The sequence below is a fragment of the Peribacillus sp. YIM B13481 genome, from assembly GCF_042787985.1.
GTDB classification, from domain to species: Bacteria; Bacillota; Bacilli; order Bacillales; family DSM-1321; genus Peribacillus; species Peribacillus simplex_A.
In genome coordinates, this window is record NZ_JBHZPE010000025.1 from 15,135 (window position 1) to 40,170 (window position 25,036).

At 41.7% G+C, this 25,036-nt stretch carries 20 protein-coding genes and 2 pseudogenes; 13 read left to right on the top strand and 9 right to left on the bottom strand.

The genetic code is table 11. From position 1 onward, the window contains the following. Nucleotides 1-174 precede the first annotated feature (174 nt). The gene (locus ACFX4X_RS14975) at nucleotides 175-1,521 is read left to right on the top strand and encodes an aspartate kinase (protein ID WP_377384519.1); all 1,347 of its coding nucleotides are present in this window, start codon (nucleotides 175-177) and stop codon (nucleotides 1,519-1,521) included. Between the two features lie 458 nt (nucleotides 1,522-1,979). Here ACFX4X_RS14975 and ACFX4X_RS14980 read toward each other — a convergent pair. Beyond that, nucleotides 1,980-2,141: pseudogene (locus ACFX4X_RS14980) on the bottom strand (ABC transporter ATP-binding protein); the annotation flags it as partial. Between ACFX4X_RS14980 and ACFX4X_RS14985 the strand changes: the two are divergent. Next, complete coding sequence (locus tag ACFX4X_RS14985) at nucleotides 2,122-2,511, top strand: GHKL domain-containing protein (RefSeq protein WP_377384521.1); 390 nt, start codon at nucleotides 2,122-2,124, stop codon at nucleotides 2,509-2,511. The pseudogene ACFX4X_RS14980 and the gene ACFX4X_RS14985 sit on opposite strands and share 20 nt — an antisense overlap. 107 nt (nucleotides 2,512-2,618) lie before the next feature. Here ACFX4X_RS14985 and ACFX4X_RS14990 read toward each other — a convergent pair whose 3' ends face one another. Next, on the bottom strand, nucleotides 2,619-3,185 hold the full coding sequence (locus ACFX4X_RS14990; protein ID WP_377384523.1) for a nitroreductase family protein: 567 nt from the start codon (nucleotides 3,183-3,185) through the stop codon (nucleotides 2,619-2,621). 439 nt (nucleotides 3,186-3,624) lie between these two features. Here ACFX4X_RS14990 and ACFX4X_RS14995 point away from each other — a divergent pair, with 439 nt between their 5' ends. After that, the gene (locus tag ACFX4X_RS14995; RefSeq protein WP_377384525.1) at nucleotides 3,625-5,373 is read left to right on the top strand and encodes an ABC transporter ATP-binding protein; all 1,749 of its coding nucleotides are present in this window, start codon (nucleotides 3,625-3,627) and stop codon (nucleotides 5,371-5,373) included. After that, the gene (locus tag ACFX4X_RS15000) at nucleotides 5,348-7,138 is read left to right on the top strand and encodes an ABC transporter ATP-binding protein (RefSeq protein WP_377384527.1); all 1,791 of its coding nucleotides are present in this window, start codon (nucleotides 5,348-5,350) and stop codon (nucleotides 7,136-7,138) included. The genes ACFX4X_RS14995 and ACFX4X_RS15000 overlap by 26 nt, the downstream gene beginning before the upstream one ends. A gap of 296 nt (nucleotides 7,139-7,434) precedes the next feature. On the opposite strand, the gene ACFX4X_RS15005 is transcribed toward ACFX4X_RS15000, so the two are convergent. Beyond that, nucleotides 7,435-7,866 (bottom strand): hypothetical protein, encoded by a 432-nt coding sequence (locus ACFX4X_RS15005; protein ID WP_377384529.1) that lies wholly within the window; start codon nucleotides 7,864-7,866, stop codon nucleotides 7,435-7,437. A gap of 164 nt (nucleotides 7,867-8,030) precedes the next feature. On the opposite strand from ACFX4X_RS15005, the pseudogene ACFX4X_RS15010 reads away from it, so the two are divergent. From ACFX4X_RS15010 to ACFX4X_RS15045, 8 genes and pseudogenes are all read left to right on the top strand, one after another. Beyond that, a pseudogene (locus ACFX4X_RS15010) lies at nucleotides 8,031-8,392 on the top strand (lysostaphin resistance A-like protein). A gap of 205 nt (nucleotides 8,393-8,597) precedes the next feature. Next, nucleotides 8,598-10,652 carry a carbon starvation CstA family protein gene (locus tag ACFX4X_RS15015; protein WP_377384531.1) on the top strand — a complete coding sequence of 685 codons (2,055 nt, stop codon included), beginning with the start codon at nucleotides 8,598-8,600 and terminating at the stop codon, nucleotides 10,650-10,652. A 13-nt stretch (nucleotides 10,653-10,665) separates the two neighbouring features. Beyond that, on the top strand, nucleotides 10,666-10,869 hold the full coding sequence (locus ACFX4X_RS15020; protein WP_089362581.1) for a YbdD/YjiX family protein: 204 nt from the start codon (nucleotides 10,666-10,668) through the stop codon (nucleotides 10,867-10,869). 260 nt (nucleotides 10,870-11,129) lie between these two features. Continuing rightward, nucleotides 11,130-12,344, top strand: coding sequence for an ammonium transporter (locus tag ACFX4X_RS15025; protein WP_284471902.1), 1,215 nt, complete (start codon nucleotides 11,130-11,132; stop codon nucleotides 12,342-12,344). 15 nt (nucleotides 12,345-12,359) lie between these two features. Beyond that, on the top strand, nucleotides 12,360-12,722 hold the full coding sequence (locus ACFX4X_RS15030) for a P-II family nitrogen regulator (protein WP_377384533.1): 363 nt from the start codon (nucleotides 12,360-12,362) through the stop codon (nucleotides 12,720-12,722). Between the two features lie 512 nt (nucleotides 12,723-13,234). Continuing rightward, nucleotides 13,235-13,885 carry a LytTR family DNA-binding domain-containing protein gene (locus ACFX4X_RS15035; protein WP_125163285.1) on the top strand — a complete coding sequence of 217 codons (651 nt, stop codon included), beginning with the start codon at nucleotides 13,235-13,237 and terminating at the stop codon, nucleotides 13,883-13,885. A 131-nt stretch (nucleotides 13,886-14,016) separates the two neighbouring features. Then, nucleotides 14,017-15,543: a succinyl-CoA:acetate CoA-transferase ScpC gene (scpC, locus tag ACFX4X_RS15040; protein ID WP_061461424.1), complete on the top strand. Its 1,527-nt coding sequence runs from the start codon at nucleotides 14,017-14,019 to the stop codon at nucleotides 15,541-15,543. 405 nt (nucleotides 15,544-15,948) lie between these two features. Continuing rightward, the gene (locus tag ACFX4X_RS15045; RefSeq protein ID WP_061461426.1) at nucleotides 15,949-17,055 is read left to right on the top strand and encodes an AI-2E family transporter; all 1,107 of its coding nucleotides are present in this window, start codon (nucleotides 15,949-15,951) and stop codon (nucleotides 17,053-17,055) included. A 64-nt stretch (nucleotides 17,056-17,119) separates the two neighbouring features. Here ACFX4X_RS15045 and ACFX4X_RS15050 read toward each other — a convergent pair whose 3' ends face one another. The 5 genes from ACFX4X_RS15050 to ACFX4X_RS15070 form a co-directional block, all read right to left on the bottom strand. Beyond that, nucleotides 17,120-18,538 carry an NAD-dependent succinate-semialdehyde dehydrogenase gene (locus ACFX4X_RS15050; RefSeq protein ID WP_284471901.1) on the bottom strand — a complete coding sequence of 473 codons (1,419 nt, stop codon included), beginning with the start codon at nucleotides 18,536-18,538 and terminating at the stop codon, nucleotides 17,120-17,122. 217 nt (nucleotides 18,539-18,755) lie between these two features. Next, complete coding sequence (locus ACFX4X_RS15055) at nucleotides 18,756-20,024, bottom strand: dicarboxylate/amino acid:cation symporter (protein ID WP_217899803.1); 1,269 nt, start codon at nucleotides 20,022-20,024, stop codon at nucleotides 18,756-18,758. A 219-nt stretch (nucleotides 20,025-20,243) separates the two neighbouring features. Continuing rightward, a complete protein-coding gene (locus tag ACFX4X_RS15060; RefSeq protein WP_377384536.1) occupies nucleotides 20,244-21,164 on the bottom strand; it encodes a ketopantoate reductase family protein in 921 nt (306 codons plus the stop codon). 146 nt (nucleotides 21,165-21,310) lie between these two features. Then, the gene (locus ACFX4X_RS15065; RefSeq protein WP_377384538.1) at nucleotides 21,311-21,871 is read right to left on the bottom strand and encodes a 3D domain-containing protein; all 561 of its coding nucleotides are present in this window, start codon (nucleotides 21,869-21,871) and stop codon (nucleotides 21,311-21,313) included. A 396-nt stretch (nucleotides 21,872-22,267) separates the two neighbouring features. Continuing rightward, nucleotides 22,268-23,332, bottom strand: a complete 1,065-nt coding sequence (locus ACFX4X_RS15070) for a M20 family metallopeptidase (RefSeq protein ID WP_377384540.1) — start codon at nucleotides 23,330-23,332, stop codon at nucleotides 22,268-22,270. 163 nt (nucleotides 23,333-23,495) lie between these two features. Between ACFX4X_RS15070 and ACFX4X_RS15075 the strand changes: the two genes are divergently transcribed. Next, complete coding sequence (locus ACFX4X_RS15075; RefSeq protein ID WP_089362590.1) at nucleotides 23,496-24,002, top strand: general stress protein; 507 nt, start codon at nucleotides 23,496-23,498, stop codon at nucleotides 24,000-24,002. A 50-nt stretch (nucleotides 24,003-24,052) separates the two neighbouring features. On the opposite strand, the gene ACFX4X_RS15080 is transcribed toward ACFX4X_RS15075, so the two are convergent. Next, the gene (locus ACFX4X_RS15080; RefSeq protein WP_377384564.1) at nucleotides 24,053-25,000 is read right to left on the bottom strand and encodes a methyl-accepting chemotaxis protein; all 948 of its coding nucleotides are present in this window, start codon (nucleotides 24,998-25,000) and stop codon (nucleotides 24,053-24,055) included. Nucleotides 25,001-25,036 lie beyond the last annotated feature (36 nt).

Sequence of the window (25,036 nt, forward strand, 5' to 3'; positions counted from 1 at the left end):
TTGTCTTTTTTTTGGGTTTTTGTTATTCTCATTCAGTAAACTCACTATTTTGTATTTTTTAAAAACACAAATGTCCTCCTGGAACGGAATTACCACTTGATTGTTTCGTGAAAAAACGTAATAATAGGAAGAGTTAATTTTGACAGAATATTTTCAAAAATAGGGGATGTCGTGATGAAAGTTGCAAAGTTTGGCGGAAGTTCACTTGCGTCAGGAGAACAGTTGAAAAAGGTATTCGAAATTGTAGTTGCTGATCCAGAGAGGAAGATTGTTGTCGTTTCGGCTCCAGGGAAACGCAATTCAAATGATATAAAGGTGACGGATCTATTGATTGAGGCTGCGGAACAGCAGCTGCGCGGGGATAACGGAGAGCATTTGATAGAAGATGTGGTATCCCGCTATGCGAGCATTGCTGAAGAGCTGGATATATCCGAGGAGGTCATCACTGGGATTCATGGAAATCTAAAAGCACTGTTGCATGGAGACCAATCTAACCCGAAGCGCTATTTGGATGCTTTAATGGCCAGTGGCGAGGATAATAATGCGAAGCTGGTTGCAGGTTATTTTCAAAGCCGTGGTGTAGAGGCTCAGTATATAAATCCAAAGAAGGCTGGCTTGATCGTAACGGATGAAGATGGATTTACCCAGGTGATGCCAGAATCGTATGATCGGTTATATGCTCTACGTGATGAGCCAGGAATCGTAGTATTCCCAGGGTTCTTCGGATACACGTTAGATGGTGAGGTTTTAACATTCTCAAGAAGCGGTTCCGATATTACGGGTTCGATTCTTGCGAATGGGGTCAAAGCCGATTTGTATGAGAACTTTACGGACGTGGATGCCGTTTATGCGGTGAATCCAAATGTGGTTTCCAATCCGAAGGGAATCAGGGAATTAACCTATCGTGAAATGCGGGAGCTTTCTTATGCCGGTTTCTCGGTATTTCATGATGAGGCGTTGATTCCTGCATTCCGTGCGGGAATACCAGTCCATATACAAAATACAAACAATCCGGCTGCACAAGGGACCCGCATTGTAAGTTCACGGGATAATACGAATGGGCCGGTTATTGGGATTGCAAGTGATAAAGGATTTTGCAGTATTTACATTAGCAAATATTTGATGAACCGGGAAGTTGGTTTTGGTCGGAAACTGCTGCATATCCTTGAAGATTACGGAGTTTCGTATGAGCATATTCCATCAGGCATCGATGATGTGACACTTATTCTAAGGCAGGACCAGATGGAGGGTGAAACCGAGAAGAAAATCATTTCACGAATCAAGAAAGAGCTACATGCCGATGAGGTGAATGTGGAGCATGATCTTGCTTTGATCATGATTGTAGGTGAAGGAATGCGTCATAATGTCGGTACAACGGCAAGGGCGTCAAAAGCGCTGGCCGAAGCAAAGGTGAACATTGAAATGATCAACCAAGGCTCTTCGGAAGTAAGCATGATGTTCGGTGTGAAAGGGCACAGTGAAGAGACGGCCATTCAGGCCTTATATCACGAATTTTTTTGAGTAAGAGCGTTTAGGGACCTCCTTGAAAAGGGAGGTTTTTTTGGATATGAATTGTCCCCGCCAATAATAAGTTGAACTCCATGATTGTGAAAAACGAATGATGGAAAACAATTAAGTTCGAGTGAATAAAAGACGCGCCGAGGGTAGCGCGTCATGTTTAGTTCAGGACCCATTTGTCCTTTAAGAATAATATCCTTGAGACAGTAAAGAAGAGGATGATCGAGACAATGAGGGAGCTGGCTGTCAGGAAGATATTCTGAATATCAATCACACCATATATCAATTCTTTAAAGAGTGCGAAGATGTTTAAAATCGGCAGCAGGAAGTGCTTGTTTGTTAACTCATGTAAACCTGTGCCTCCTAAAAACAATGTCGGCAAAATGACGAGCATAGTAATGGGCGATAAATAGTTTTGTGATTCCTTTACAGTTTTCGAAATGATGCTTGCGGATATGATTCCCCCTTACAAGTTTGGACATGAAAATATAATTTAGATCACGGCTGTTCTCTTCTATATAAAGCGATTCCAGCTTCCCTTTATAAATCAGTTCCCCTTTATGCATCATTGCTACAGAGTCACAGAGCAATGTTACTTCTTCCATGATATGGCTTGAAAAAGACGTTCCCCTCTCATCTTTGCCTTTAAAGGATCATGACGTTGTGGCACTGATAGGGAATGTCCTCGCAAATGCGATAGAAGCTGCTGCATCATGGCAGGAGGAAAGAAGGGAGATAGCCCAAATTACGCTCCATTTTTATAAGCGGAGTGGTATGTACCTATTATCATGCAGTAACAGTTGTCTGCCAGTACCTAATCCCATTCTGGACGGACTGTTTGAAAAATACGGTCAAACCACGAAATGGGGGCAGCATGATGGGATGGGTACGAAAATCATCGCTAATATCGTGAAAAAACATCAAGGATATTTGGATTTCACCTATAAAAGTGAAGAATTCAACTTAAAAATTAAGGTGCCGGCTATTAAATAATCATCTTTAAGGGGTTATTATAAGTGAAAAACAACATTTGCCTGCGTTTTGCTCTTAAATATAAACGGAAAGCCTCCAAATAGAAGATTGGAGGCTTTCCTTTTATATCAGTCCATAATTGTCAGGAGTTGATCGATAGCGTTCCTTGGCCGCGGGGAAGGGATCATATCGGGATAGCCGACGTGAAGGCTGCCGACGATCTTCTCTCCGGGTTTCACGCCTAAAGCTTCACGAAACTCGATGCTGTGTATCATGCCGTATGTTTCCCATATCAGCCCGATTCCTTGTTCCCAGGCAAGCAGGCTGAAATTCTGGATCAAGGCACTTGTAGCCGCATAATCTTCTTCACGTGTCATAGGATTCGGATTCTCTTCCATGATCACCGCGACAAACATCGGTACATCTATAAGCTTATTATATCCTCGCTGTCCGGCTGCTTCTTTCTTTTCCGGGTCCTTCTCTTTGCCTGCCATGAAAGCACGGGTTGCCTCTGCGAGTTTTAATCGGCTATCACCATGCACCACGACAAAGCGCCATGGTTGGGTAAGTTTATGGTTCGGTGCCCATGTCGAAGTTTCCAATAGTGATCGGATGATATCAATAGGAACAGGAATGTCCTTAAATCGTTTGATGCTGCGCCGTTCTTTAATGATATCTTCAAGTTTCATGATCATCCTGCTCCTTTATATAAGTAAGTTTGTTAGTTTTTTAAAAAAATAATCCCCGGCTGCCTAATATGCTTCCAACGTGAATAAATACTTGAATAAAGAGGGGGCAATATTCCAGTGAACTGCATTCGCTAATGAGCATATAATTTTTACTAGGCACAGAGAAGCCGGGGCGACATTGTATCTATGTACAATATCAAAAAGGTACGATATGAGATTATCGTAATTGTTTATCAAATTTCAGAGATTGATAATGAAATTGAAAATCATTATCAATTAGAATTTTCGCCTACTTCCTGTTATTTGTCAAGGGTATTTATTAAAAAAATCAAGTTATTTACCAATCCTTTAAATCAGTTAAAATCTTTTAAATAATCTGTATAAAAATGTATAATGAGAGGTGAAAAGATGCTATCTACATATGAAGAATCGAAGGGTGTCATAGATGAAAAAACTGGCCTCATTTCTTAAGCCATACTGGCTCTTGATCATTCTTGCTTTATTCTTGATGATTGTTGAGCTCGGTGTAGAACTGTTACAACCTCTATTTATTGCTAAAATAATTGATGATGGCATTTTACAGAAAGATTTATCGGTAGTGATTAAATGGGGAAGTGTCATGGTTGGACTTTCCATTTTTTCATTTATTGGCGGGATCGTTAATTCCTTTACAGCATCACATGTAAGTCAGAGCTTTGGACATGATGTAAGAAAAAGCCTTTTTGGTAAGATACAGGCGTTTTCTTTTGCGAATTTGAATAATATCCCGACTTCATCGTTGATTACAAGGATGACGAATGATGTGACCCAGCTTCAAAATACGGTTTTCATGGGCCTTCGTATCATGGCAAGGGCGCCTTTGATAGTAATCGGGGGGGCGATAATGGCGATTGCGGTCGATTTGAAACTCTCCCTTGTTTTGGTCATTTCGATTCCGGTTCTTGTTTTCTTCCTGGGATGGGTTATGAAACGAGCGGCTAAGCTGTTTAAGCTCGTACAGAAAAAGCTCGATAATGTCAATGGGGTCATGAGGGAAAACCTGACAGGCATGCGCTTGATCAAGGCCTTTCTTCGTAAGGAGCATGAAATCGGACGGTTTGACGATGCGAATGACGGGTTGAAAAGAAAGACTGTGACTTCCCTTCGTTTAATTGAAACGACCATGCCTGTTCTGATGCTGGTCATGAATGTGGCGATTCTGATCATTCTTTGGCTTGGAAGCGAATTTATTACAACGGGAGATATACAGGTAGGGGAAGTTGTGGCGATTGTCAACTATGCCACAAGGATTGCGGCATCACTTTCCGTTTTTTCATGGCTGATCACGGTCATTTCCCGTGCAAAGGCTTCAGCGGAACGTGTGACGGAAATATTTGAAACCCCGATAGATATTGATGAAGGCAAAATTGAAAGCAAGAGTGATACCGTCAAAGGGGGAGGCATCAAGTTTCTAGATGTATCTTTCCGCTATCCTGGAACAGATGCACCGGTATTGAAAAACTTGAACTTCTCTATCGATCCGGGAGAATCGCTTGCCATCATAGGAGCAACAGGATCAGGGAAAACATCCTTGTTTCAGCTGATTCCGAGATTATACGAAGTTGAGAGCGGATCCATTCTAATAGATGACCAGAATGTGAAAGATATTCCCTTGAATTCGCTGCGGAAAAGGATCGGCTATGTACCGCAAGAAGCCTTGCTTTTTTCAGGAACCATAAAAAATAATGTTGCATGGGGAAAAGAAGGGGCCTCGATGGGGGAAATCATGGCAGCTGCCATGGATGCTCAGGTTCATGAGACCGTAATGAAACTCCCAAAACAATATGAGACGCAGTTAGGGCAAAAAGGGGTGAATCTGTCCGGAGGGCAAAAACAACGGTTATCGATTGCGAGGGCATTAGTGCGCAGACCGAAGATTCTCCTTCTGGATGACAGTACGAGTGCGCTGGATTTGAAAACGGAAAGTAAATTGCTCGCCGCTTTAAAGACCTATACATGTACAACACTCATCATTACACAAAAAATCAGTACAGCCATTGAGGCGGACAAGATCTTGTTGCTGGAAAATGGCCAAGTGCTTGCGCTGGGGAAACATCAGGATTTGATTCAAACAAGTGATCTTTATCGAAAAATCGTTCACTCACAGTTTGGGGAGGAGGGGATTTCTCTTGAGTCGAAGAATATCTCCCGATAAGAAAAAGGCAAAACCAGTCAACTCATGGAATACGATAAAAAGGATCATCCCCTACTTAGCAACGAATAAAAGCCTGCTATTTTGTGTCCTTTTCATGGTACTGATAAGCTCGGTTTTGGGATTGCTTGGCCCATTTCTTGTAGGGATGGCCATCGATGATTATATTGTCACAAAGGATAGCGGGGGGCTGATTAGTCTTCTTATCGGGCTTCTCGGAGTCTATATATTCTATTCACTATCCATGTGGCTTCAGAATTATTGGATGATCGGAATCGCGCAGGATACGGTTTATGAGATGCGCAATCAATTGTTCAAAAAGCTTCACCAGCTGTCCATTACCTTTTTTGACCGGCGTCAGCATGGGGAATTGATGAGTAGGGTCACGAATGATATAGAAAATGTCAGTTCCACTTTGAATAGTTCCGTCATCCAGATTTTCTCAAGTGTGCTGACACTGGTCGGGACGATCGGAGTGATGCTGTATTTAAGCCCTTTATTAACTGTTTTAACCTTATTCATCGTTCCTCTTATGTTTTTTGGGCTGAGGTGGATAACGAACAGGACGGGCAAGCTTTTTAAGGAACAGCAGAAGAACCTTGGAGAATTGAATGGGTTTATAGAAGAAACAATTTCGGGGCAACGGATTGTAAAGGCTTTTTCGCAGGAAGATAAAGTGATCCGTGACTTTATCACCCGGAGTGAAAACTTAAAGAAAGCCGGATTCCTATCACAATCATACTCTGGGCTGATTCCAAAACTGATGAATTTACTGAACAACTTAAGTTTTACTATAATAGCCGCTGTCGGCGGTTTTTTGGCGCTGAGTGGCATAGGAACAGTTTCCATCGGGGTCATTGTCATTTTCACCGAGTATTCAAGGCAATTCACCCGCCCGCTCAATGACCTGGCTAATCAATTCAATACACTCCTATCGGCCGTTGCCGGTGCGGAGCGGGTGTTCGCCATACTTGATGAAAAAGAAGAAGAAGTAGATGAGAAACAAGCCTCTGAACTTCAGGATGTATGTGGTGAGGTGAATTTTGAAGGTGTTTCCTTTTCGTACAATGATGACGGTCAAACGATATATGATGTCAGTTTCCATGCAGAAAAAGGGGAGACCATCGCGCTTGTAGGACCCACTGGGGCCGGTAAGACTACGATCATTAATCTTCTTGCGCGTTTTTACGAGCCGAACAGCGGCCGGATCTTGATCGATGGACAGAATATCCAGCAGGTGAAGAGGTCCAGTCTCCGCGAGCATATGGGCTTTGTATTGCAGGATTCCTTTTTGTTTCAAGGTACGATTCGTGAAAATATCCGCTACGGTCGGCTGGAGGCGGGCGATGTAGAAGTGATGGATGCAGCCAAGCTTGCCAATGCGCATTCCTTTATCATGAAGCTGCCAGACCGATATGATACCATCTTGAATCAGGATGGCAGTGGAATCAGTCAGGGACAGCGCCAGCTTTTATCGATTGCCAGGGCTATTTTAGCCGATCCTGTTCTATTGATTTTGGATGAGGCGACAAGCAGTATAGATACGATTACCGAGCTGAAAATCCAGGAAGCATTACATCGTTTGATGGAGGGAAGGACAAGTTTTGTCATTGCCCATCGATTGAATACGATTCAGCAAAGTGATCAAATCCTGGTGCTTGATGAAGGAAGGATCATTGAAAAGGGATCACATGATGAATTACTGCGGCAAAGGGGTCCTTATTACGAACTCTATCGCAGTTCATTAAAGGGAAATCAGACCGGATGAAGAAAAAAATGTGTGCCGTCGGGCGCACATTTTTTGTGTTGGTCACAAAACCTTATACTTTGAACTTGCATTCCGTTTCATTTAAAGAGGCGACTGCCTCCTCTAAAAATAAGGATTTCTTCCTTACCGGATATAAACCTGCCGAGTAAGAGTCAGCTGCGGATTTACGAACTTCTCAGAATTTCTCCTCTAGATCTTTGTTTCCTTCGAAAATCAACTCGGATAAAAGCGGGCAATCTTCAGCGATCAGCCTTCCTTCCTCGGATTCGGCAGGAAATCCTATTTTGATGGTTAATTCAATGCGTTTTATTAGGTTGATCCATTGTTTCGATATTATCTATTTCCATCTTAGGTAGTTTGTCCAAGGTTTTCCGTTCTTCTTTGCTGAATAATTGATCACGATTATGTTCTTTTCTGTTGATTAGCGGCAGCAGCAGCTCCCAATCGAGATCTCCTTCGACTTCTATGCTATTTAACAAGGTTTGGATGTTCTTAAGAGTGTTTTCAGGTTCCCTTATGTTTGATATTGTCTGATGTTGTTGATGAAGGAGCAATTCTTTGAAGGCCTTTTTATCCAACACGGTCTTTATATCAGGAATTAGGGAAGGAGTATGGATGTTGGGGTTATCATGTTTCATTGTGCCTGTTTTCATTGAATTCTTGCTGAGAGAGCAGTTCGATTCATTTTTTCGGAATGGTTTATATGCAGGAACGACCATGTGCTTCATTATGGCCATCGTTTTTATGTTAGGGTTTTTTTGTATGCTTAAGGCCATGTAGTTTATCTTGGAAGGAAGTGGGGGTTCGCCGATTTGCGGCGTCTTACTGGGGGCCGATAGCAGGTTGGACCATTGTATTGATATTTAGCAGTATTATGGTGCTTGCCCTGATGATGGCCGTAGGGGGAACGTATGAAAATGAAAAAACGGAAAGTGTGAAACAGAATGTCACAGTCTTTAATTTCTTCATAGGCTTCATTTCTGCTGCCATCATTTCTCCCGTTTATGAGGAAATCCTTTATCGAGGATTCATATACCGTTGGATTAGAGTCCGAACGGGAAAGAGCTGGGGAATGTTCATCAGCTCCTTCCTTTTCATGGTCGTTCATATCCCTGCTTATAATACATTAATGATCAATTTTATAAGCGGGTTGGTATTTGCTTGGTATACGAAAAGACAGGGTCCATCTGGCCATCTGTTTTGATTCATGGATTATTTAACGGACTGGCGGTGATATTGACGTTCTTAGAGTGAAATAACCAATACAGAAAAAAAGGAAATTATCGACAAAATAATGGAAAATACTTTACAAATCGCCTGTTTTGCTATTGCTAAAAAACATTATAATGACATATAATTCTGAATATACGTAAAATTCTTTAAATTAAATGGATTATAGCCTAACTCCATATGAAATGAAGATTTTTTATAGTAAACCATTGAGAGGGGATGGTAAAAAATGAAAGCGTTTAAGTCGGTCATTCTTTGGGGAATCATATCTGCGGTGGGGGCGGTGAGTTTTGGTTTCGTCGCATTAAACCGGGGGGAAAGCATCAATGCCATGTGGATTGTCACTGCAGCACTCTGTGTTTATTCAATTGCATATCGCTTTTATAGTAAATTCATTGCACAGAAAGTGTTTGAGCTAGATGATAATCGCCAGACTCCATCGGAAGCGAATAATGATGGGAAGGACTACGTGCCTACAAATAAGTGGGTGTTGTTTGGCCACCATTTCGCAGCAATTGCCGGAGCTGGCCCTCTTGTTGGCCCCATCCTTGCAGCGCAGATGGGGTATTTGCCAGGGACACTATGGCTTGTAGTCGGAGTTGTATTAGCTGGTGCCGTTCAAGATTTCGTTATTCTCTTCGGTTCGATGCGCCGTAACGGTAAATCATTGGGAGAGATGATCAAAGAGGAAATCGGACCGATTACAGGTTTGATTGCGATGATCGGAATCCTCGGCATCATGGTAATCTTATTAGCGGTACTTGCCCTGGTTGTCGTAAAAGCGTTGGTGGGCAGCCCATGGGGTATGTTCACGATTGCCTCGACCATACCGATTGCAGTCCTCATGGGCATCTACATGCGCTATATAAGGCCCGGTCGTGTTGGAGAAGGTTCCATTATTGGCATTATACTATTGATGCTTGCGTTATTTTTCGGCCGCTTTGTATCCGAAAGTGCTACATTGGCGCCAATGTTCACATTTGATGGAGAAACGATCGCCATCATGCTGATTGTATACGGATTCGTTGCCTCCGTTTTGCCGGTATGGATGTTATTGGCACCACGTGATTACTTAAGCACATTCTTGAAAATCGGCACGATCATAGGACTTGCGCTTGGTATTTTCATTGTCATGCCGAGCCTTGAAATGCCTGCCGTCACTCAATTCATTGATGGAACAGGACCCGTTTTTTCAGGGAATTTATTCCCATTCTTATTCATAACGATCGCTTGTGGAGCGGTGTCAGGGTTCCATGCTCTCGTTTCATCGGGAACGACTCCGAAAATGATTGAACGTGAATCACATTCACGTCCAATCGGATACGGGGCGATGTTGACTGAGTCCTTTGTAGCCATCATGGCGATGATAGCAGCCTGTGTACTGACGCCAGGGATCTATTTTGCCATTAACAGCCCGGGCGCCGTTGTGGGAACGGAGCCGGCTCAAGTGGCGGCTACGATATCCGATTGGGGTTTCATTTTGACACCTGAAATGATTACCGGCCTTGCAGATGATGTTGGGGAAGAGACCATCTTATCCCGCACTGGTGGAGCGCCAACCTTTGCAATCGGTATGGCCCATATCTTCTCACAAGTGATTGGTGGAGCGTCCCTGATGGCGTTCTGGTATCATTTCGCGATCCTATTCGAGGCATTGTTCATATTGACCACCATTGATGCGGGAACCAGGGTAGGGCGTTTTATGATACAGGATATTATCGGCACCTTTTACAAGCCATTTGCCGAAACGAATAAATGGCTACCTAATATTATTGCGACTGCCATTTGTGTAATCGGTTGGGGGTATTTCCTATATCAAGGGGTCATTGATCCTCTTGGCGGAATCAATACCCTTTGGCCATTGTTTGGAATTGCGAACCAGATGCTTTCCGCCATTGCGTTGCTGCTTGGGACGACAGTCCTTTTCAAAATGGGCAAAAAAGCGTATACATGGGTCACTCTTGTGCCAACTACATTCTTATTGATAGTGACCATGACGGCTGGATGGCAAAAGCTTTTCCACGAAAACCCGGCGATTGGCTTTTTGGCACATAAGGATAAATTTAAAGCGGCCTATGATAATGGGGAAATTCTCGCTCCGGCAGCAAATCTATCTGAGATGAAACGGGTTATCGTCAATGATTATGTGGATGCTGCCCTATGTGCCATCTTCATGATCGTTGTGATCACTGTCCTGATTTCTGCCATTAAGTTATGGATAAAGGTCTTGAAGAACGAGAAAATAGATTTACATGAATCACCTTATGTATCGAGGTCATCATAAGGGAGGGAAGGAAATGTTGAAAAGATTAGTTAAGATTCTCAGCTACAGAAAGCAGTTCGTCAGTTTGCTTGTCGGCGTTCCGAGTTATGATACTTATGTGGCACATATGAGAGTGCACCATCCTGAAGATCCTGTGAAAACCAGGAAAGAATTTTTCTGCGAAGCCCAGGATGAACGCTATAACGCAAAGGGTGGGAAAGTGTCTCGTTGCTGTTAACTGAATATTTTTTTGAAGGGCCCTCAATAGGAGGGCCTTTTTTATTTGAATCTATGAACCCGGACATGAGTAGAGGGAGAAATATAACGACGATAGAATCCTGGTCCTTTATTTAAAACTTATGTTATTTAACCTAACATTGTTAGTATGAAACATTAAAAAATAAGTTGAATCATTAGAAAATTAAGTTTATGATAAAAAATATAACATTTGAATGTTAATAAACATAACATATACAAAAACAAGGGGGAAAAAACAGTATGCAAATGGCAGATTCAGTATTCATGTTTTTGGCGACGATGATGGTTTGGTTAATGACACCAGGGATTGCCCTATTTTATGGAGGGATGGTAAAAAGTAAAAATGTCCTGAATACGGCAATGCATAGTTACATGCCACTTGCTGTCATTTCGATTCTTTGGGTGCTGATTGGATATTCTTTATCATTTTCACCTGGTAATACATTTCTGGGCGGTCTGGACTGGGTTGGCTTAAATGATGTAGGCTTTGCACCTGGACCATACAGCAAAACAATTCCTCATAGTTTGTTCATGTTATTCCAAATGACATTTGCCGTTTTAACAGTATCGATCATTGCAGGTGGCATTGCTGAGCGGATGAAGTTTTCAGCATTCTTGATTTTTACGATCCTTTGGTCTTTATTCGTATACGCTCCTGTTGCTCACTGGGTATGGGGAGGCGGCTGGTTAGCAGAGCTTGGTACTCTTGATTTTGCAGGTGGCAACGTTGTTCATATTTCTTCGGGGGTTGCCGGTCTGGTTTTAGCGATTATGTTAGGTAAAAGGAAAGAGTCGGGGGACAGTGCACCACATAATCTTCCTTTAACATTCCTGGGTGGATCATTAATATGGTTCGGTTGGTACGGCTTCAACGTCGGAAGCGCACTGACAATCAATGAAGTGGCGATGAACGTATTCGTTAATACAGCTGTTGCAGCAGCTGCTGGTATCGTTGGCTGGCTGATCGTTGAGTATATGGCTAATAAAAAGGCGACATTGCTGGGGGCAGTATCCGGAGCTATTTCTGGGTTGGTTGCCATTACACCGGCTTGCGGATTTGTAACGCCTGCATCATCCATCATCATCGGGGTCATAGGCGGCGCCGTTTGTTTTTGGGGCGTATTCTTCTTGAAGAATAAACTGGGCTATGACGATGCTCTTGATGCTTTCGGATTACATGGGATCGGTGGAACATGGGGTGGCATCGCTACAGGTTTATTCGCGACCACTTCCGTCAATGAAAGCGGGGCAAACGGTTTATTCTATGGAGATTTCAACCTATTGTGGAAGCAGCTCATAGCGATCGTTGTAACTTATATTTTCGTTGCCGTGGTCACATATATCATCGCTAAAGCCATTAACCTTTTCGTTCCGTTACGTGTCAGTGAAGAAGATGAGTACATGGGGCTTGACCTTACACTTCATGGAGAAAAAGCCTATCACGAATCAATTTAAAAGGGGGTTGATCATATGTCCGAGGTTTTAACGAAAATAGAAATCATTACACGTCCCATTAAATTTGAACAATTCAAAACGGAACTAGCCAAAATAGGGGTAAGCGGAATGACTGTTTCGGAAGTAAAAGGAACGGGTCTTCAGAAAAGTTATGTGGAAACATATAGAGGCAGAAATCGTGAAATGTCATTACATGACCGAATGAAGATTGAAATCGTCGTGTGTGAAGTTCCAGTTCAGGATGTTGTGGATGTAGCAAGGAAATTCTTGAGTACCGGTAAACCAGGTGACGGAAAAATCTTCATTTATGAATTGGCGAATGTTGTGAATATCCGTACCGGAAAAGAAGGCCATGGTGCGTTAAAGAATGAGATTTGATGCAGTGACTCAATCGACCAAATGTGCCGGATCCAATAAAAAAAAGAAAGGGAGCTGAAAATGGGGAGACTGGTCCGAATTGTTAATGCAAAAAAACAGAAGATCGTTAATACGCTCATTTCAGAGGATGTATATCAACCTGATGACCGACCCTTTTTATTGGAATTACCATTAAAAAATTTAGAAGAAATTTTATCACTTCGAATAAAGTCCTCGTTTCAAGATCCCCGATTTAAAAAATAACCTTTTAGCCGTTTCCTTATGAAGGAGAACGGCTTTTTTATGCATCCCCCATGGAAATCGAGGAGCTTTCCAACTATAATAGATAAAAGGACATAAATTTAAATCCAATTTTTTTGCCTTTTTTGATACTTTTCGCTTAGTTAATTCGTTTTTTCTTTAATTTGCGAAAAGTGAATTCGAAAAAATGTAAGTCCTCCAAAAATTATTCGCGAATGCCCTGTTTAATGATGGGGAAATTATTAATATGTTCTTTTAAGAGGTGAAGGGAAATGGATCAATTTACGGTCGAATCCGTTTTAAATATCATCAGGGAGTTTGTTCCGAAGGATGCTTCAATTTCTGTGGCTGATTCCAAAAAATACATTTATTATCAACCGAGCAAACAAGTTGACCTAAGAATAAAACCGGGTGATTTAATTAGTGAAAACACGGCGACATATAAAGCTCTGAGTGTCCGTAAAAAAATAGGGGTGCAAGTTGAAAGTAATGTTTTTGGCGTACCCTACTATGGGCTGAGTGTACCTATCATGGACGAGGGCAATCCTTTAGGGGCGGTAACAGCCATTTTGCCTTCAAAGCCATTAATTTTACCGACATCATTCTTGACCATTAAAACAGATGAACGCTGGATACCGCTACCTTATGATGAAATTATGTATTTGGAAGCTCAAAATAGGAAAACTAAAATTCAGTCCGAACGTGTGAGTGGATTTCATAAAATGAACTTAAGTGAATTGGAATACATTTTACCTAGTGATTTATTCATTCGTGTGCATCGTTCGTACATCGTCAATATTAACTATATACAGGAAATCCTTCCTGATTTTCATTCTACATTTTTACTAATAATGAAGGACAATTCCAAAATCCAAGTAAGTCAAACATATGCAAGTCAATTCAGAAGGGCTTTAGGATTTTAGTGTTACTCCTTTGTGTGAAATAAATGCTGGTTTATGCTCCATTTAAGGCTTTTCATTCGGAAATGAATGTAACTATTACACTGGCTTGGTAAAATTAAGTGTAAGAAAAGCGAAAAATGGGGGTCTTTTGTATGAACGAAAGCGTTTTCAAAAAAATTCGCAACGAACAATTTAAGGGGAAAGTAGTTACAGCGGAAGAAGCAGCTTCATGGATTAAAGATGGGATGAAACTCGGTATGAGTGGATTTACCCGTGCTGGTGATGCTAAAGTTATTCCAATGGCTCTGGTTGAAAGAGCTAAAACTGAAAAATTCAAAGTTGATGTTTATACTGGTGCTTCTTTAGGACCTGAAGTCGACCAACATATGGCGGAAGCTGGTATCATTAACAAACGCTTACCGTTCCAAGCGGACAAAGGCATTCGTAATAAAATCAATGCTGATGAAGTCACATATGTGGATCAGCATTTATCTCATACAGCTGAACAAGTCCGTCAAGGCATTGTCGGACCTATAGATTTTGCAATCATCGAAGCACTGGCGATTACAGAAGAAGGGTTAATCATCCCGACAACTTCTGTAGGTAACTCAGCCATATTCGTTCAAGAAGCTAAACATGTAATCATTGAATTGAACGTATCCCATCCAGAAGGATTGGAAGGGTTGCATGATATATATACACCAGCTAAACAAGGGGAACGCGAACCGATTCCTATGACTAGCGTAAGCGATCGTCTAGGTTCGATCGGTATTCAGGTTGACCCTGAAAAGGTAATGGGGGTCGTCGTTTCTACAGATCTTGATGCACCTTCTACAATCGTGCCGCCGGATGAAGAAACTGCAACCATCGCAAACCACCTTATTAACTTCCTTCGTGAAGAAATCAAGGCTGGTCGTTTAACTGAAAGCCTGGCTCCGCTTCAATCAGGTGTAGGATCAGTGGCAAATGCAGTATTCGCGGGCTTCCTTGATTCTGAATTTAAAGATTTGGAAGTGTATTCAGAAGTGCTGCAAGATGCGGTATTCGATTTAATCGATGCTGGAAAAGTTAAATTCGCTTCAGGTTGTTCGATTACATTAGCTGAAGAAAAAGGAAAACAGGTTTACGGTGAACTTGAGAAGTACCGTGATAAACTTGTTCTTCGTCCACAAGAAATATCTAACCACCCTGAGATCATCCGCCGTCTTGGTTTGATTTCAATCAATACAGCGTTAGAGTGTGATATCTACGGTAATGTAAACTCAACACATGTTTCTGGGACAAGAATGATGAATGGAATTGGTGGATCAGGAGATTTTGCCCGCAACTCACGCTTAGGTATTTTCGTAACGAAATCATATGCAAAAGGCGGCAATATTTCCAGTATCGTTCCTTTCGTTTCTCATGTGGATCACACTGAACATGATGTGGATGTATTAGTGACAGAGCAAGGGATCGCTGATTTACGCGGGTTGGCACCAAAAGAGCGCGTAGAGTTAATCATCGAAAACTGTGCGCATCCTGACTACCGTCCGCAGCTTCGTGCATACTTCACTGAAGCTGTTGCGCAAACTGGAGGACATCAAACTCCACATATTCTTGAAAAAGCATTCTCATGGCATACAAACCTAGCTAAAAACGGTACGATGCTTGAAGCAGTACTTCAAGATCAAAAATAAGAGTCAAAACCCCGCCATTACAGCGGGTTTTTTTATTTGGATTCGCCCTTGTTATTTATCCACTTTATGATATTTGTGGAAACCAATGAATCTTTCGTCAACTCCAATGGAATATTGAAAGGTAAATAGATTATTCTCCTGAGCAATTTGTATGGTGTTTCCAATTAGTTCTTTTTCCTTCAACTTATAACGGATTTAAAGTGTAAAATGAAGCTTAAACATCAAAAAGGTAGGGAATGGCGTCATTATGATTTTTTCTTTTATTTTTGTATATAATTATTCATTCAAGTTATGGAAATATGGTAAACTGCTAACAATGAAAGATTATCATCATAGGATTTTCCGAATTTATGATGTTGTTTCCTTAGGGAAGTTAAATAGAATGGTAATAGTGGAGGAGATAATTTGTTCAAGACCAAACTGCATTTTTGGACGTTAGAGTTATTACTATTGTCTTTACTTTTTTATGTTGGTACAAAGATTTCTTTTCTTTTCGAACCAATAGTTATTTTTACATCTACATTGTTCTTTCCCATCTTGATTTCAGGTTTTCTCTACTTTTTGTTCAACCCCACTGTTGATTTCCTGGTTAAAAGAAGAGTGCCAAGGGGATTGGCCATAGTATTGCTTTATGTATTTTTCCTAGGATTGGTTAGTTTGTTGGTCGGTCTGGTTGGCCCATCACTTTCCAAACAGGTTACGGATTTAATCAATAACCTTCCGGATTATTTCAATCAAGTTAGGAAGTTCATTGAAGATTCAGCAGAGTCAAAATGGTTTTTGTGGACGGTGGAACAAGATTATGTCCCTTTGCAAGAAGTAGGAGATTCGCTTCAAAAATATTTGACGAATTTACCGAGTAATATAACGAACAGTTTATCTTCTGTTTTTAGCGTAGTGACGAATATAACATTAGTGGTCGTAACGGTTCCTTTCATCTTATTTTATATGTTGAAGGATGGGGATAAGCTTCCAAGCTCCATCATGAAGTTCGTACCGGTTCGCTATAGAAAACCAGCTTTAACAGTACTTCAGGAAACTGGCGGGACGCTTACTACATATATACAAGGACAGATGCTTGTTTGCTTGTTTGTTGGGATTGGAACGTTCATTGGGTATTTAATCATTGGTTTGCCTTACGCGTTCTTATTTGCGCTGATTGGTGCAGTAACCAATATCATTCCATATGTAGGTCCGTTTATCGGAGTGGCTCCTGCGGTCATAGTGGCATTGATTCATTCACCGGCCGAAGCGTTATTGGTCATTCTTGTTGTAACGGTCATCCAGCAACTGGATGGTAATTTCATTTCACCGTTAGTCATCGGGAAAAAATTGAACACACATCCGCTTACCATCATCATCCTATTGCTCGTCGCCGGAAATATTGCCGGTATCATCGGTATGATTTTGGCTGTTCCTACTTATTCCGTTGTTAAAACGATTGTATTGAATATCGTAAAATTCATCAGGATCAGGAAAGAGGAAAAGCTTGAAGAGGATATATTGGAATGAAAAAACGGGTCCGACTCATTTGAGTCGGGCCCGTTTTCTTAGTGAAGGAACGAAAGCTTATTAATTACAAACCTAACGAAATATATTTTACTTCAAGGTATTCTTCGATGCCTTGGTGTCCACCTTCGCGGCCGAGCCCACTTTGCTTGAATCCGCCAAATGGAGCTTGTGGAACGGAAGGAAGTCCGTCGTTCAATCCTACAATACCGAATTCAAGTGCCTCGGTGAATTTGATGCCTTTGGTGATATTTTCAGTGAATACGTAAGCTGCCAAACCGAAGATGGAGTCATTTGCCCTTTTGATTGCCTCTTCATCGGTCTTGAAGGATGCAATTGGAGCTAGTGGACCGAATGTCTCTTCCTTCATGCAAAGCATGCTGTCATCAATGTTGGACAGTACGGTTGGTTGAAGAAAAAGGCCGCCGATTGATTTTCCGCCAGCTTCGAGCTTAGCTCCGCTGCTGATTGCTTCATCAATTTGTTTTTGAACCTTATCCACTGCATTTTGATCGATAAGCGGACCGATATCGATGCCATCTTCCAATCCGTTTCCTACTTTTAGTTCTTTGACCCTGGCAACGAGCTTTTCGATAAAGGCTTCCTGAATGGCTTCGTGGACATAAATGCGATTTGAACAGACGCATGTTTGTCCAGCGTTACGGAATTTTGAACTGATGATGCCATCAACCGCTTTATTAAGGTCGGCATCTTCAAGAACGATCGCGGGGGCATGACCTCCAAGTTCAAGCGAGATTTTCTTTACTGTGTCGGCTGAGCCCCTCATTAAGGTTTTACCGACTTCTGTAGACCCGGTGAACGTCAACTTACGGACCCTTGTATCTTGAAGCCAAGTTTCACCGATTTCTGATGATTTACCTGTCACGACATTGATGACTCCTTTTGGAATCCCAGCTTCTTCCGCTAATTCAGCCATTTTTAAAGCTGTTATGGGAGTCAGGTTTGCCGGTTTAATGACGACTGTGCAGCCGACGGCAAGGGCTGGTGCCACTTTTCTTGTAATCATGGCTGCTGGAAAGTTCCAAGGCGTAATGACAGCTACAACTCCTACAGGCTGTTTAGTCACGAAAAGCCGCTTATTGGACACGGAAGCAGGAATCGTTTCGCCGTAGACCCGTTTCCCTTCTTCGGCAAACCAAGATAAAAAGCCATTTGCATATGTCATTTCGCCAAGAGCCTCTTTAAAGGGCTTGCCTTGCTCTTCAGTCATGATTTTGGCAAGTTCTTCTTTATTATCATCAATCAATCGATGCCATTTCCAAATTAGTTCTGCACGTTCGTAAACTGAGAGTGCTGACCAATCCGTAAAGGCATCATAAGCGGCATCTGCAGCCTTGGCTGCTTCAGTCGCACCGCCTTTAGGAACGGTGGCAACTATTTCATCCGTTGCCGGGTTTTTCACTTCAATTTTATCCAACCCAAAATCCGACCACTCACCGTTAATAAATAATCCGTAATCCTTCATGATAAAACCTCCTATTTTGGTTAAATCCATCAAACTACTAAAAAACTTTTAACTTTATACCTTTACCTGTTACATAAAAGTATAAACACTTTCCGATGATACTGAAATTTATTTGATTGGCTATTTTTTTGAAACTCGACTATTCCTTGTAGAATGTGGAGGAGGAAGACATAAAAAAAGAGGTGCAAGTTGCACACCTCTACAATCATGGTTTCGATTATTTTTCCGATGAGACGGCCACTTCACCCATATCACCTGAGATGGCTTGATTTGGATTGAATTCACCTTCGGATTTAGAAATGACCACAGTAGCAACACTGTTACCGATTAGATTAGTGATTGCGCGTGCTTCAGACATGAAGCGGTCGACTCCAAGAAGTAGTGCCATTCCTTCAACCGGAATCATTGGGAAGGCAGCTAATGTTGCAGCAAGTGTAATGAAACCGGATCCCGTTACACCAGCAGCTCCTTTGGACGTTAACATCAAGATTCCCAGAAGGGTTAATTCCTGCCAGATGCTTAAATCGATACCATAGGCTTGGGCGATGAAAATCGCTGCCATGGATAAGTAAATGGATGTGCCATCAAGGTTAAAAGAGTAACCAGTTGGGACAACTAAACCGACTACGGATTTTGAACAACCGTATTTTTCGAGTTTTTTCATCACGCTTGGGAGGGCGGATTCCGACGAAGATGTACCTAAAACTAAGAGAATCTCTTCTTTTAAATAGGCAATGAACTTGAAAATATTAAAGCCGTAGATTTTTGCGATCGAACCAAGGATAAGAATGATGAATAGTGCCATGGTGATATATACGCTACCCATTAATTGTCCTAAGGAACTTAGTGAACTAAGACCGAACTTACCGATTGTGTAAGCCATTGCCCCAAAAGCCGCCAATGGAGATACTTTCATGATCATACTGACTATGCCGAAGAAAATATCAGCAATATGTTGAAGGAAGGAGACGACAGGTTGTACTTTTGGTCCCATCGCCGCCATTGATAATCCGAATAATACGGCAAAGAATAAAATTGGGAGTAAGTCCCCGCCAGCCATTGCAGCAACAGCATTATCAGGGATGATGTTAGAAATGAAGGCCATTGCGCCATGTTCCGTTTCGGAAGCGGCTGTTGTATATTGTGATACATCTCCGCCTTCGACTGAATCGATGTTGAAACCTTTGCCAGGTCCTAGCATATTAACTACGATAATTCCAATAGCAAGGGCGAAGGTGGTAACGATTTCAAAATAGAGCAGGGCCTTTCCGCCGATGCGGCCGACCTTCTTCATATCACCCATGCCGCCGATCCCGATAACAACGGTTAAGAAGATGATTGGTGCAATGACCATTTTTATCATTTTAATAAATAAATCAGCTAATATTTTCAGCTGTTCACCAAAAGCAGGGAAGAAGAAACCGACTGTTATACCCAATATGATACCGATGATGACCTGAACTGTTAGATTTTTTAATATTTTCAAGGTGCATTCTCCTTTGCTATATGATAGCGCTTTCTTAACTTGACTATAGTGTAACAGAAGGAAGAATCAGAATATTCTTTTGGTGATATTGTTCTTTTTGGTCTTTTTGGTCTTGTGGATTTCAAATGATGGGTAGAAGAGGAAATGATAGTGATTTAGGTCTCATGTATACCTAAGCAGCATAAAAAAATACCGGCGGAGCTCCGGTATTGAGGAAAATCAATTTTCAAATGGTTTTATGAGTGCATAAAGGGCTCCAATCACAGGAAGTTTCAAGCCGGCCTTGTCAGCAAGGCGCAGTGCGCCGCCCTGTAAATGTTCTACTTCGAGGGTTTGGCCCTTCCTTCGGTCCTGATGCATGGAAGAGGTTGATTCATCCGGTAAACCTGCCATGTTTTCCAAAGCCTGAGCAATATTCTGCCTGGTAATCCCAACGTCATAAGCGTTTGCAAGTTCCTTCATTTCAACAAGGACATTTTCCAGCAATCCATGGGTTTCCGGGAATCTCCGTATCGTGCCGATAGGGAGGTTGGAGGCGGTTGTTACACCCGAGAAAGCGGTGATGAACATGTATTTGATCCACATCCTGATTAATATGTTTTCCGTCCTGCTTACCTCCATGATAGCTGATCCGACCGCCTGTTCAAATTCATCACAAATATTTTTCTGTGAAGGGTGAAGCGGGCCATAGATTAAATCGTGATTATCATTGGAGTGAATGACATGACCTTTTTCATCAAGGGTGGCAATGATGAAGGCACTTCCTCCCATGACGGCTTCATCGCCCAGTTCTTCTTGTAAAATGGATATATGCTCCAATCCATTCAAAAGCGGAAGGACCTTTGCGCCCTTTTCAACAAGGACCTTTAAATCTGTGAGGGTACCTTGCAGATGCTGGCCTTTTACGGCGAGAACCACAAGGTCAACCTTGTCTATATCGATTACATTTTCTGTGATATGCAGGTCGTTAAATTGATAGTTTCCATGTGGGCTTGATATGCTGATGCCGTTTTCTTTCAATTGTTCGGCACGTTTTTTTCGGACAAGGTATTGAACATGCTGACCAGCCTGCTGCAATCTGCCTCCAAAGTAAGAACCGAGTGCTCCGGCCCCTATAATGACAATATTCAAAGTGCACACCTCTCTTTTGGTTAAGATGTACTAATCATAACATTGACTGAATTTTCGGTAAATGTTTATCATTTAAGGGTAAACTAGCTGTTTTAAAGTGTGTAAATGGAAAAAACAAAAGACCAGCCTGAAAGATATCAGGCTGGCACTTATCATTATTTATAGACTTTTACTTTAACCGTTTTTCTGCCCCAATTCATTGCTTTTGAGTGAGAAGAGTAGAAGACGTCAATTTTATTTCCTTTGATTGCGCCGCCTTTATCTGCGGCAATGGCCTCCCCGTATCCTTCTACATGAACTTTAGTTCCTAGCGGAATGACCTTAGGGTCGACTGAGATTGCTTTTGCGTTAGGGTTTTTCTTTAAGTTAAGACCTGATGCTGTAATACCGCTGCAACCTTTGCAGTTCGCTGTGTAAGCTGTCGCATTGACGGTGATCGTTTTATATTTCTTGGATGATGTTGTTTTAGCTTTAGCTTTAGGTTTAGCAGAGGTCGAAGTTTTCTTAACCTTTAAAACTTGATTTGGATGGATGTTATCTTTTTTCAGGTTGTTCCAACCTTTGAGTTGATTGACTGTTATATTATGTTTATTGGCGATACCCCATAGTGTGTCGCCGCTTTTAACTTTGTATGTAGTAGTAGCAGCCGATGAAACTCCGGAAAAACTAAATACCAGCAAGAAAGCAGTGAATATTGGAAGTAGTATTTTTTTCAAAATGAATAGTCTCCTTTGTTTTAAATCGTAGACTTAGAATAACAGGTATATATGACAATAATGTTTCGGTGGAATAGTAATTGTGTTACAAAAACGTTTCCGTTGATAAATAAATGTAATGTAAACTAGGTCTAAAGGACTTGTCCATTAAATGGAAATGTATATTTATTATGTCAGTATGAGCGTTTTTTTTGTTTAATAATGTTGATATCATGGCATATTTTGTTTAATTATATAAAAAATGGTTGATTAATACTTAGTTTTAAAGTCCTGTATATTTTGTAAAAATACAACGCAATAATAGACAAATACCTGCTGTATATTTTAGTGAGAGAGGATTTTTAGGAAATGAAAAATCCGACATCTAATGATGCCGGATGTTAACATCCAAATGGATTAAGTTAAAGAAAATTCAGAAGCGAAATCGACTAGCATTTTTTGATATACTGCCACAGATTCAAGATTAACGCATTCCCTATCTCCATGCCAGTTCTCACCTTTAGGTCCGAATTCAATGGCTGGTATATTATATGCCGCAAAAAAGACGGTATCTGCGGAGCCATGTTGTCCAAAAATGACAGCATCTCGATGGGTGTTCTTTTCGATAATCGGGCGAAGCAGTGTGATGAATGGGTCTGACTCTTCTGTTTTTACAGGTTTACTGTACATATTAAGGTGGAGATTCTTTCCTGTCACACTTTCGATCTGAGCAATGATCTCTTCCATTGTTTGCGTAGGAAGATAGCGGATATCAAGACTGAGCAAACACGCATCCGGTACCTTATTGTAGACATCCCCACCTTTTATTTTTGCTAGGTTAATTGAAGGGGAAGAGTAAAGGGGGGTATGATCCCGGGTGAAAGGAAGTTCCTTTATTTTTTGATAGAGATTATAGGCCTTTTCGATTGCATTTACGCCTTCCCATGGTCGGCTTCCGTGTGCGGATTTGCCGGATACTTCAATATCGAGTCGAAGTGCACCCTTTGCCTGGAGACCGATTCCCAATTGTGTCGGTTCAGCGCATATTACGAAGTCCCCTCTGTAACCATGTTTCGCTAAATATCCAGAACAGTTCAACCCGCCAATTTCTTCATCTGATACAATCTGAAGCTGGATTTTCAAACCTAGGCCCTTATCTTTCAGTTCGGTAAATGCACACATCATCCCTGCAAGCCCAGCTTTCATATCGGCTGCCCCGCGTCCATATAAATTTCCTTCATGAACTTCAGGGAAAAATTGATCAGGCGTCCCGCTGACAACATCCACATGGCCATTCCAAATTACGGTTTTATCTCCGCTGCCAATCTCGCTAACAAGCATTTTATAACCGTTATTGACGATCACATTTACGGTAATTCCTTGTTTTTTAAGCCAGTTCGCACAGTATTCAACTGCTTCGTTGGCTCCTTCTTTCGATGAACTATCAATAGATACTAAATCCTTAAGTAACTCGATTAGCAAAAAGAAAACCCCCTAAAAATATGCATACTATTAGTATATATACCCTTTCTTAGTAAGGGTTAACTCAAAAATATTTTCTTGTTAAAAAACGTTTAACCTTTTCTTCCCACGGGGTATGTAAAGGGGGAGCGACAATTTACATTCTTTAAGGAGGATGATAAATATGGATAAACGTATAATTGGTGTATATGAAACTGGAGAAGAAGCCATTAAGGCTGTTGAGTCATTGCAGGCACAAGGATATAACCGTGAAGATATTTCAGTAGTTGCGAAAGATAAAGAAGAATTAAAGACAGTGAATGAAGAAACGGGTACAAAGGTTGAAGAGGGACTTGCAGCCGGTGCGGCGACCGGAGGAATTTTGGGCGGTGCTGCCGGATTATTGGCAGGTGTGGGTGCACTGGCGATTCCGGGAATCGGACCGGTACTTGCAGCTGGGCCGCTTGCTGCCACATTAGCCGGAGCGGCTGTAGGTGCAGGTACTGGAGGATTGGCCGGTACATTAATCGGTATGGGCATACCTGAAGAAGAGGCGAATCGTTATGAAGCGGATGTTAAGGGTGGTAAGCTGCTTGTGTTAGTCGATTCGGATGCGAGTAAACCCAACTCTTCCTACTCAGGAATTACAGAGACCGATGAAACGCTAACGAACAGTAGAAGACCTCTTTAAGTTGTAAGTTAAAAAAGGACGGATCCCGTTAGGGCCCGTCCTTTTTTTGATTAGAATGTAAATTTCCGTATTTCCTTGTGCATATCCTGGGATAGGGCATCCAATTCACTAGCCAGGGCATTTAATTGTTCCATGGAAGCATTCGTTTGTTCTACGGAAGCAGATACTTCTTCAGTTCCTGCCGCAGTTTCCTGGCTGATCGAGTTTAATTGTTCTGCATTACTCGCCATCCGTGTGACCTCGGATACCATTTCGTTCATCATCTTTTTTATTTCGTCAAAATTGCTGAATGTATTCGCGATAATGGATGCAATGTGACTGAAGGCATTTTCCGTATCCGTTACAGAAGTATCCTGAAGATGGATTTTTTGATTGACTTGGTCAATCAAATCAACGGTATTGGTTGTATCGGTTTGCATGGCTTGAATGATTTCCGAGATTTCCTTTAGTGAGTTTTTCGTCTGTTCGGCCAGTTTTTTCACTTCATCGGCAACAACTGCAAACCCTTTTCCATGTTCACCTGCCCTGGCTGCTTCGATGGCAGCATTCAGAGCGAGTAAATTAGTTTGTCCGGCAATTCCGCTTATGGTCTTTACAATCGCATTGATATCATTTGACCGTGCATCCAAAGATTTGACTGCCGTACTCATCTTGTTGGATATTATGGAAGTTTCATTGAATTGCCGTTTTAGGCCTTGCACTTGAGTGATTCCGTTTTCGGAAGCCTTGAAGATATTTTCGGATTCCGTGGCCATATTGCTCGCTTGCGCTTCAAGATCATTGATTTTGTCAGCCAAAAGCTTTACAGCCCTTTCGTTATTCTGCCCTACTTCAATTTGGTCGATGGCACCGGCCGCTATTTGTTCCATCGTCAGGGCCACCTCGTTAGCTGCCGCTGAATTCTCATCTGCACTAGCCACCAGTGTCATGGATGAATCGGATACTTTATCGGAAAGGTTGTTGACAACCCCTAACATATGGCTCATATTCCTGGTCATTATGTTGGTGTCTTCTGAAAGTTGCCCAATCTCATC

Bases quoted from the DNA above. Each gene is read 5' to 3' on its own strand.
- ACFX4X_RS14990 (WP_377384523.1), bottom strand. From the start codon at position 3,185: ATGATCATGAAACTTGAAGATATCATTAAAGAACGGCGCAGCATCAAA.
- ACFX4X_RS15035 (WP_125163285.1), top strand. From the start codon at position 13,235: ATGGATCAATTTACGGTCGAATCCGTTTTAAATATCATCAGGGAGTTT.
- ACFX4X_RS14995 (WP_377384525.1), top strand. From the start codon at position 3,625: ATGAAAAAACTGGCCTCATTTCTTAAGCCATACTGGCTCTTGATCATT.
- ACFX4X_RS14985 (WP_377384521.1), top strand. From the start codon at position 2,122: ATGATATGGCTTGAAAAAGACGTTCCCCTCTCATCTTTGCCTTTAAAG.
- scpC (WP_061461424.1), top strand. From the start codon at position 14,017: ATGAACGAAAGCGTTTTCAAAAAAATTCGCAACGAACAATTTAAGGGG.
- ACFX4X_RS14975 (WP_377384519.1), top strand. From the start codon at position 175: ATGAAAGTTGCAAAGTTTGGCGGAAGTTCACTTGCGTCAGGAGAACAG.
- ACFX4X_RS15050 (WP_284471901.1), bottom strand. From the start codon at position 18,538: ATGAAGGATTACGGATTATTTATTAACGGTGAGTGGTCGGATTTTGGG.
- ACFX4X_RS15075 (WP_089362590.1), top strand. From the start codon at position 23,496: ATGGATAAACGTATAATTGGTGTATATGAAACTGGAGAAGAAGCCATT.
- ACFX4X_RS15080 (WP_377384564.1), bottom strand. From the start codon at position 25,000: ATGACCAGGAATATGAGCCATATGTTAGGGGTTGTCAACAACCTTTCC.
- ACFX4X_RS15030 (WP_377384533.1), top strand. From the start codon at position 12,360: ATGTCCGAGGTTTTAACGAAAATAGAAATCATTACACGTCCCATTAAA.
- ACFX4X_RS15020 (WP_089362581.1), top strand. From the start codon at position 10,666: ATGTTGAAAAGATTAGTTAAGATTCTCAGCTACAGAAAGCAGTTCGTC.
- ACFX4X_RS15015 (WP_377384531.1), top strand. From the start codon at position 8,598: ATGAAAGCGTTTAAGTCGGTCATTCTTTGGGGAATCATATCTGCGGTG.
- ACFX4X_RS15025 (WP_284471902.1), top strand. From the start codon at position 11,130: ATGCAAATGGCAGATTCAGTATTCATGTTTTTGGCGACGATGATGGTT.
- ACFX4X_RS15005 (WP_377384529.1), bottom strand. From the start codon at position 7,866: ATGAAGCACATGGTCGTTCCTGCATATAAACCATTCCGAAAAAATGAA.